General features: G+C 61.8%; 6 protein-coding genes. 3 read left to right on the plus strand and 3 right to left on the minus strand.

The window, feature by feature from the left end; genetic code table 11:
* Positions 1-3 precede the first annotated feature (3 nt).
* Positions 4-519 carry a MaoC family dehydratase N-terminal domain-containing protein gene (locus J4F42_13910; protein ID MCE2486606.1) on the minus strand — a complete coding sequence of 172 codons (516 nt, stop codon included), beginning with the start codon at positions 517-519 and terminating at the stop codon, positions 4-6.
* A 155-nt stretch (positions 520-674) separates the two neighbouring features.
* Here J4F42_13910 and J4F42_13915 point away from each other — a divergent pair, with 155 nt between their 5' ends.
* Entirely contained in the window at positions 675-1,505 is an 831-nt protein-coding gene (locus tag J4F42_13915; protein ID MCE2486607.1) for a hypothetical protein, read from the plus strand.
* 3 nt (positions 1,506-1,508) lie between these two features.
* Here the strand turns inward: J4F42_13915 and J4F42_13920 are convergent, their stop codons facing one another.
* Entirely contained in the window at positions 1,509-1,757 is a 249-nt protein-coding gene (locus J4F42_13920; GenBank protein ID MCE2486608.1) for a hypothetical protein, read from the minus strand.
* 3 nt (positions 1,758-1,760) lie between these two features.
* Positions 1,761-3,467, minus strand: a complete 1,707-nt coding sequence (gene ilvB, locus J4F42_13925) for a biosynthetic-type acetolactate synthase large subunit (protein MCE2486609.1) — start codon at positions 3,465-3,467, stop codon at positions 1,761-1,763.
* A 161-nt stretch (positions 3,468-3,628) separates the two neighbouring features.
* Here ilvB and J4F42_13930 point away from each other — a divergent pair, with 161 nt between their 5' ends.
* Positions 3,629-4,159, plus strand: a complete 531-nt coding sequence (locus tag J4F42_13930) for an Lrp/AsnC family transcriptional regulator (GenBank protein MCE2486610.1) — start codon at positions 3,629-3,631, stop codon at positions 4,157-4,159.
* 2 nt (positions 4,160-4,161) lie between these two features.
* Positions 4,162-8,111: glutamate synthase large subunit (gene gltB / locus J4F42_13935; protein MCE2486611.1), on the plus strand; the 3,950-nt coding region annotated here is incomplete at its 3' end.

The following is an 8,111-nucleotide window of genomic DNA, read 5'->3' on the forward strand; positions in this document are numbered from 1 at the left end:
CTCCTAGCGCAGGATGCTCGCCCCTTTTTCGACCAGGACCAGCTCTCCCCTCTGGTTGGTAAAGGTGGTCTCGCGCTGGACAAAGATGAGCGGTCCGGAGCGGCCGTCTTTCTGGTAGATATCGGTGATCTTGGAGCGCCCGGTGAGCACGTCGCCGACCCGGATGGGCTGTAAGAACTCGACCTCGACCCCGCCGTCCATCAGCCGCGGCAGGGGCGTGGGCGGAACCGGGAATTTGCCCTCAAAGGGCAGGCCGTCGGGCCGCAGCTGGGTCTCGGCCACCGGCTCGGTCAGGGGTGCCATATAGAACAGCGGCGGGGCGATCAGCCCCCCGTGACGGCTGTTTTTCGCCTGCTCCTCGTCCGTATAGAGGGGATTCGGATCGTCCGTGGCCACCGCAAAACGCAGCACATCGCGGCGGCTGACCTCTATGGTCCAGGGCGGAACTTCGCGGCCGATCCACGACCGGATCTCGTCGGTAATCAGCGATGCGGGCTGGGATTCGGGCTCACGCGCCATGTCGGACTCCACTCCGCATCTTCCTTAGCAGGCTTGGGCCGCTCAGTCTACGAGCCGGCCGCCCGCCCTTGAGGCCGGAGCGGAGGCAAGAGGAAACGTGTCGTCCTTTGACACATGGCTGTTGACACGTTTCCTCTTGTGGGTAGAGTCCCGGCATGATCGAATTTGCCCACAGCTTTTTGCTGATTTTTGCCCAGCTGGCCTTCGGCGGACTGTTCGGTCTGAGCATCCCCGGTTTTCACGAGATCGAACGCGGATTCTTCAAGTCCACCGGCTGTGTCTACCTGGGCTGTGGCTGGGTCTTTTTTGTGGGCAAAACCTATCTGGTGGTGTCCGCCCAGGCCGAGGCGCTGGCGGGCCTGCGTGGCTGGGAAATCGGGCTGTGGCTGATGTTTTGCTGCGGCTTCAGCGTGTATGTCGTCAGCCTGTGGGGCGAGGCTATCGTCCTGCGCGCGCGAGCCTATCTGTTCGCCCTGGTGGCCGGACTGGTGGCCCTGGTGGTGAGCGCCAGCGCCTATTGCAGCGCGCCTTTGGTGTCGGTCGAAACGCTGCTGTACCCGCTCAGCCTGCTACTGTCGGCCCTGATGCTCGGGGCGGTGGCGACCGGCATGTCGCTCGGCCACTGGTATTTGATTGAGCTTGACCTGTCGCTCGATCCGTTCAAACGCACCTTCAATTTTTACGCCGGCACGCTGGTCGTCCACCTCGGCGTGCTGCTGGTCGCGGTCGGGCTGTTGTTGCTGGTCGGCCAGCAGGCCAGCGTGGCCCGGCTGGCCAGCCTGTGGACCGACCATCAGGCCCTGCTGTGGATGCGGCTGGGCCTGGGCCCGCTGGCCTCCCTGCCGATTGCCTACATGATCTGGCGGACCCTGCAGATTCCGCAGACCATGGCGGCCACGGGCCTGTTCTATGTGGCGATTCTGGCCGCGATTGTGGGCGAGTTTTTGGGGCGTTTTGTCCTGTTTCGGACGGCCCTGCCTCTGTAAGGCCTACAGGTCGTAGACCTTGATCACCGTCACCCGCAGACCGTGCGAGGTCCAGCCCACGTCAAAGCCGACCTGCATGCCCTCAAACAGGAAGCGCAGGTCGTGACGCGGCGCGCCGAGCAGCGTCACATAGGCGAACACGAACGGGAAGGTCTTGCCGGACCGGCTCCGAATCAACCCGGTCTCATTGTTCCAGGAGATATTGTGGATAACGCCCTGGTAGAAGCGATCGAGAGGGGTGTCGTGTTCCACGGCTCAGGCAAACAGCATTTCGTGCATGGCACTGCCGGCCGGGACCATGGGGAAGACCCCCTCGGCCGTGGGGATGACCGCGTCAACCAGAACCGGCCCGGGCTCAGCAAAGGCCGCCTGCAGGGTGGCCGACAGCTCGGCCGCGCGCTCGACCCGGAAGCCCTTGGCCCCATAGGCCTCGGCGAGTTTCACGAAATCGGGCATGGCGTCCATGTACGAGTGGGAGTAGCGCTCTTCGTAGAACTTCTCCTGCCACTGGCGGACCATGCCCAGGTAGTGGTTGTTCATGATCACGACCTTGACCGGCACCTGATACTGAACCGCGGTGGACAGTTCCTGGATGTTCATCTGAATACTGCCGTCGCCGCTGATGACGACCACCTCGCGCTCGGGTGCGGCAAAATGCGCCCCAATGCCGGCCGGCAGGCCGTAGCCCATGGTGCCCAGGCCGCCGGAGGTGAGCCACGAGCGCGGGTGTTTGAACGGCATCATCTGAGCCGTCCACATCTGGTGCTGGCCCACGTCGGTGACAATCACCGCCTCGCCACGGGTCAGCTCGGCAAGGCCGTCAATGAGCTGGCGCGGTTTGATCGTGCCGTCCGGGCTGTGTTTCTCGTAGGGCAGCGGTTTTTCCGCCTTCCAGTCCATGATCTGGCGATACCACTCGGCCCACAGCCGTTGGCGGGGCGCCAGGCTCTCCTGGCTTTTGACCTTTTTGAGCATGGACCTGAGGACGGTCTTGATATCGCCCACGATCGGCACGTCAACCTTGATGTTCTTGCTGATCGACGACGGGTCGATATCAATATGGATGATGGTCTTGGCGTTGGGCGCAAAATCCGCCACCCGACCTGTCACCCGGTCGTCAAAACGGGCGCCGATGGCGATTAACACGTCACAGTGGTAGACGGCCATATTGGTCCAGTAGCCACCGTGCATGCCCAGCATGCCGAGGTGGAGCGGATCGTCGGTCGGAATCGTGCCCAGGGCCATGACCGTTGGAGTGACCGGAATCTTGAGGCCGCGCACCAGTTCGGTGAGTTCCGGCGCCGCCCCGGACCACTGCACCCCACCGCCCACATAAAACAGCGGGCGCTCGGCCTCCTCAATCGCGTGCAGCGCCTTCTCGATCTGGCGCTCGTTGCCCTTGAGGGTCGGCTTATAGCCCCGGATATCGACATGATCGGGATACACGAACGGCGCCTCATCGGTCTGGATATCCTTGGGCAGATCGACCAGCACCGGTCCGGGACGGCCCGTGCCGGCAATATAGAAGGCTTCTTTCATCACCCGGGCGATATCCCTGACATCGCGGACCAGGTAGTTGTGTTTGGTGCACGGCCGGGTAATACCGGTCACATCGGCCTCTTGAAACGCGTCATTGCCCAGCATGGCGCGCGACACCTGACCGGAGAGGACGACCATGGGGGTTGAGTCCATGTAGGCGTCGGCAATGCCGGTAACCGTATTCGTCGCGCCCGGGCCGGAGGTGACCAGGACAACGCCGGGCCGCCCGGAGACCCGCGCATAACCCTCGGCCATGTGCGAGGCGCCCTGTTCGTGGCGGACCAGCACATGGCGCAGGTGGGGATTCTGAATCAGGGCGTCATAGGTCGGCAGAATGGCGCCGCCGGGATAGCCAAAAATGGTATCGACGCCCTCGGCCAGCAGACTTTCGATCACGATTTGTGCACCGCTCAGCTTGTTCATGCCTGTACTCCGCGTCATGCGTTCGGTATTCCGGGAATCATATAAGCTGCGAATAAAAAAGGCAAGAAAGCCGAATTTTCTGAATTTTCTCTTGACACAAGCCAATTATATTCGTTATTTATTCGGCCTTGCACTGAAAATTCCTTACAAAGAGAGAATGCATGAGCCTCGACAGCCTTGACCGGCATATTCTTTCCCTGCTCCAGGAAAATTGTAAGCTGTCTCTGAACAGGATTGGAGAGCGGGTCGGGCTGTCCGCCCCCTCGGTGGTTGACCGGATCAGAAAGCTGGAGGAAAATGGCGTTATTCGGGGCTATACGGCGGTGCTCGACGCCCGCAAGCTGGGCAAGGATATCACCGCCTTTATCGGCGTCTCGATCCACCATCCAAAACTGATCCAGACCTTTGAGAAAGACATTGATCGCTTTGAGGAGGTCCAGGAGTGTCACCATGTCACCGGTGAGTACACCCTGCTGCTCAAGGTCAAAACCGATAATACCTCAGGGCTCGAAGAGTTGATCCGCCAGATTCGCTCCATCGACGGGGTTGACCACACCGAGACCTCGGTCGTGCTGTCAACGCATACCGAGGGGCTGTGGTTGAACCTCAAACAGGACGCTCTGGTTGCCCAACTCGACTCCAAAGATGGGCCCGAATCGGTCGTGCCTCTACGCGCCAGAAGAGGAGCCTGAACATGTCACGCCACAATCATCATCCCCCCATTAAGAAGAGTGTATCATCCATGCCCGCCAAGCAGGGCTTGTACGACCCGGCGTTTGAGCACGACGCCTGCGGTATCGGCTTTGTTGTCAACATCAAGGGCCACACATCCCACCAACTCGTCAAGCAGGCCCTGACCGTCCTCGAGAACCTCGACCATCGCGGAGCGTGCGGGTGTGAGGAAAACACCGGCGACGGGGCCGGGGTATTGATGCAGGTGCCGCACGGTTTTCTGCGGGCGGTGTGCGCCGACATGCAGCTGCCCGGGCCGGGCCAGTATGGGGTGGGCATGATCTTTTTGCCGCCGGACGCCGAGCAGCGCCGGGCGTGCGAGCAACGCTTTGAGGCGGTCGTGCGGGCCGAGGGCCAAACCGTCCTGGGCTGGCGTGATGTGCCGACCGACGATAGCGAGCTGGGCAAGACGGCCAGGGCGTGCGAGCCGTTCATCCGACAGATTTTTATCGGCCGGAGCGCCGATCTGCCGAACGATATGACCTTTGAGCGCAAGCTGTACGTCATCCGGCGCCAGATCACCAACGCGATCCGCTACGGCGACGTGGCGGGCGGGGAATTTTTCTATGTGCCCAGCCTGTCGTGTAAGACCCTGATCTACAAAGGCATGCTGACCCCGCGCCAGGTCACCAGCTTCTACCCCGACCTGTCCGACCCGCGCATGGAGACGGCGATCTGTCTGGTCCACTCGCGTTTCAGCACCAACACCTTTCCCAGCTGGGAGCGCTCCCACCCGTACCGTTACATCATCCACAACGGCGAAATTAATACCCTGCGCGGCAACGAGAACTGGATGCACGCCCGGCAGTCCATGCTGGCCACCGAGCTGTTTGGCGACGACCTGGCCAAGATTTTTCCGATTATTCTGGAGGACGGCAGCGATTCAGCCAAATTTGACAACTGTCTGGAGTTTCTGGCTCTGAGCGGTCGTTCCCTGGCCCACGCGATGATGATGATGATCCCCGAACCGTGGGAAAACCATGACAGCATGGACCCGGCCAAGCGGGCCTTCTACGAATATCACAGCAGCCTGATGGAACCCTGGGACGGTCCGGCCTCGATTGCCTTTACCGACGGTCTGCGCGTCGGCGCCGTGCTCGACCGCAACGGGCTGCGGCCCTCGCGCTACTACGTTACCAAAGACGACTTGGTGATTATGGCCTCGGAGGTCGGCGTGCTGGAGGTCGAGCCCGAGCGGGTACTGGAAAAGCGCCGCCTGCAGCCGGGCCGGATGTTCCTGGTCGATACCGAGCAGGGCCGTATCATCAGCGACGAAGAACTCAAGCAACAGATTGCCACCGAGCACACCTACCAGGACTGGCTGGACGCCAACCTGGTCCATTTCGAGGATCTGCCGGATCTGGACGATCCTCAACCGGCCTACGATCACCAGGCCAGCCTGCAACGCCTGCAGGCCTTTGGCTACAGCTTTGAGGATCTACGCATTAACATCGGTCCCATGGCCGTCAACGGCATCCAGCCGGTCGGCTCGATGGGAACGGACACGCCGCTGGCCGTGTTATCCGATAAGCCCCAGCTGCTGTACAACTATTTCAAGCAGCTGTTCGCCCAGGTGACCAACCCGCCGATTGATCCGATTCGGGAAGAACTCATCACCTCAACGACCCTGACCCTAGGATCGGAAGGCAATCTGGTCGAGCCCCAGCCGGTCAGCTGCCGGCAGCTACGCCTGCCAAGCCCGATCCTGAGCAACGGCGAGCTGGAAAAGCTGCGCCGCCTCGACCAGGACGGCCTGCACGTCACAACCTTGCCGATCCTGTTCAAGGCCACCAGCGGCAGAGCCGGGCTCGAACAGGCCCTGGAGGCATTGTACAAGGCTGCCGATGGGGCCATTGCCGATGGGGCGACGATCCTCATTCTGTCCGACAAGGGCGTGGATCGTGAGCACGCGCCCATCCCGGCCCTGCTGGCCTCGTCCGGCCTCCACCATCACCTCATCCGAACCGGCACACGAACCCGGGTCGGCCTCGTCCTGGAGTCCGGCGAACCGCGCGAAGTCCACCACTTCTGCCTGCTGCTCGGCTACGGCATCCAGGCATTTAATCCGTACATGGCCTACGAATGCCTGAATGACATGATCGGCCAGGGCCTGCTCAAGGACATCAGCTATGACAAGGCGGTCGCCGGGTATAAAAAAGCCGTGGTCAAAGGGGTGGTCAAGGTCATGTCAAAGATGGGTATTTCGACCATCAAGTCCTACTGCGGGGCGCAGATCTTTGAAGCCGTCGGCCTGGGCCAGGAGCTGATCGATACCTATTTTACCTGGACCCCGTCCCGGGTGGGTGGGGTCGGTCTTGAGGCTATTGCCGAAGAAGCCGAGCGCCAACACGCCAAAGCTTTTCCCGATATTTCGGTCAACGGCCGCACCCTTGAGGTCCACGGCCAGTACCAGTACCGCAAAGACGGCGAGCTGCATCTGTTCAACCCGCGCACGATTCATCTGCTGCAGAAAGCCTGTCGCACGAACGATTACGCCACCTTCAAACAGTACTCGGGCCTGATTGACGATCAGTCCGAACAGCTGGCCACCCTGCGCGGCCTGCTCGGCTTCAAATACGCCCCCGAACCGATTCCGATTGACGAGGTGGAGCCGGTTGAGGCCATCACCAAGCGGTTCAAAACCGGGGCCATGTCCTACGGCTCGATCAGCAAGGAAGCCCACGAAGCCCTGGCCATCGCCATGAACCGGATCGGCGGCAAGAGCAACACCGGCGAAGGCGGGGAAGACCCGGCGCGCTACGTCCCGGACTCCAACGGCGACTCGCGCAACAGCGCCATCAAACAGGTGGCGTCGGGCCGCTTTGGCGTCACCAGCTATTATCTGACCCAGGCCAAGGAACTCCAGATCAAGATGGCCCAGGGCGCAAAACCGGGCGAGGGCGGTGAGCTACCGGGCCGCAAGGTCTACCCCTGGATTGCCAAAGTCCGGCTGTCCACACCCGGCGTGGGACTCATCTCGCCACCGCCCCACCACGATATCTATTCGATTGAGGATCTGGCCCAGCTGATCCACGATCTCAAGAACTCCAACCACTACGCCCGGATCTGTGTCAAGCTTGTCTCCGAAGTCGGAGTCGGCACAATTGCCGCCGGGGTGGCCAAGGGCCACGCCGATGTGGTGTTGATCAGCGGCCATGACGGCGGCACCGGCGCCTCGCCCCAGACCAGCATCAAACACGCCGGCCTGCCCTGGGAGCTGGGCGTGGCCGAGACTCATCAGACCCTGGTCCTGAACGACCTGCGCAGCCGCATTGTGGTCGAAACCGACGGCCAGCTCAAAACCGGACGCGACGTTGTGGTAGCGGCCCTGCTGGGCGCCGAAGAGTACGGCTTTGCGACCACCGCCCTGGTCACCCTGGGCTGCATCATGATGCGGGTCTGCCACCTCGACACCTGCCCGGTCGGCGTGGCCACCCAAAACCCGGTCCTGCGCAAAAAATTCATGGGCGACCCAGGCTATGCGGTCAACTTCATGCGCTTCATCGCCCAGGAGATGCGCGAACTCATGGCCCAGCTCGGCTTTCGCACCGTCAACGAAATGATCGGCCGCACCGACCGACTTGAGGTCAGGCGCGCGGTTGAGCACTGGAAGGCCCAGGGTCTGGACTACACCGATATTCTGTACCAGCCCCAGCTCGGTCCGGAAATCGGGCGCTACTGTCAGATCGACCAGAACCACGGCCTGGAGAAAGCGCTCGACAACACTGCCCTGCTCGAGCTGGCAAAGCCGGCCCTGGAGCGGAGCGAACAAGTCCGCCACACCCTGCCGATCAGAAATACCAACCGGGTGGCGGGCACGATTCTGGGCAGCGAGCTGACGCGGCGGTTCGGTCCCGAGGGTCTGCCCGAAGATACGGTCCACTTCCATTTGCAGGGTTCGGCGGGCCAGAG

It is taken from the genome of Desulfurellaceae bacterium (assembly GCA_021296095.1).
Classification (GTDB): Bacteria; Desulfobacterota; Binatia; order Bin18; family Bin18; genus JAAXHF01.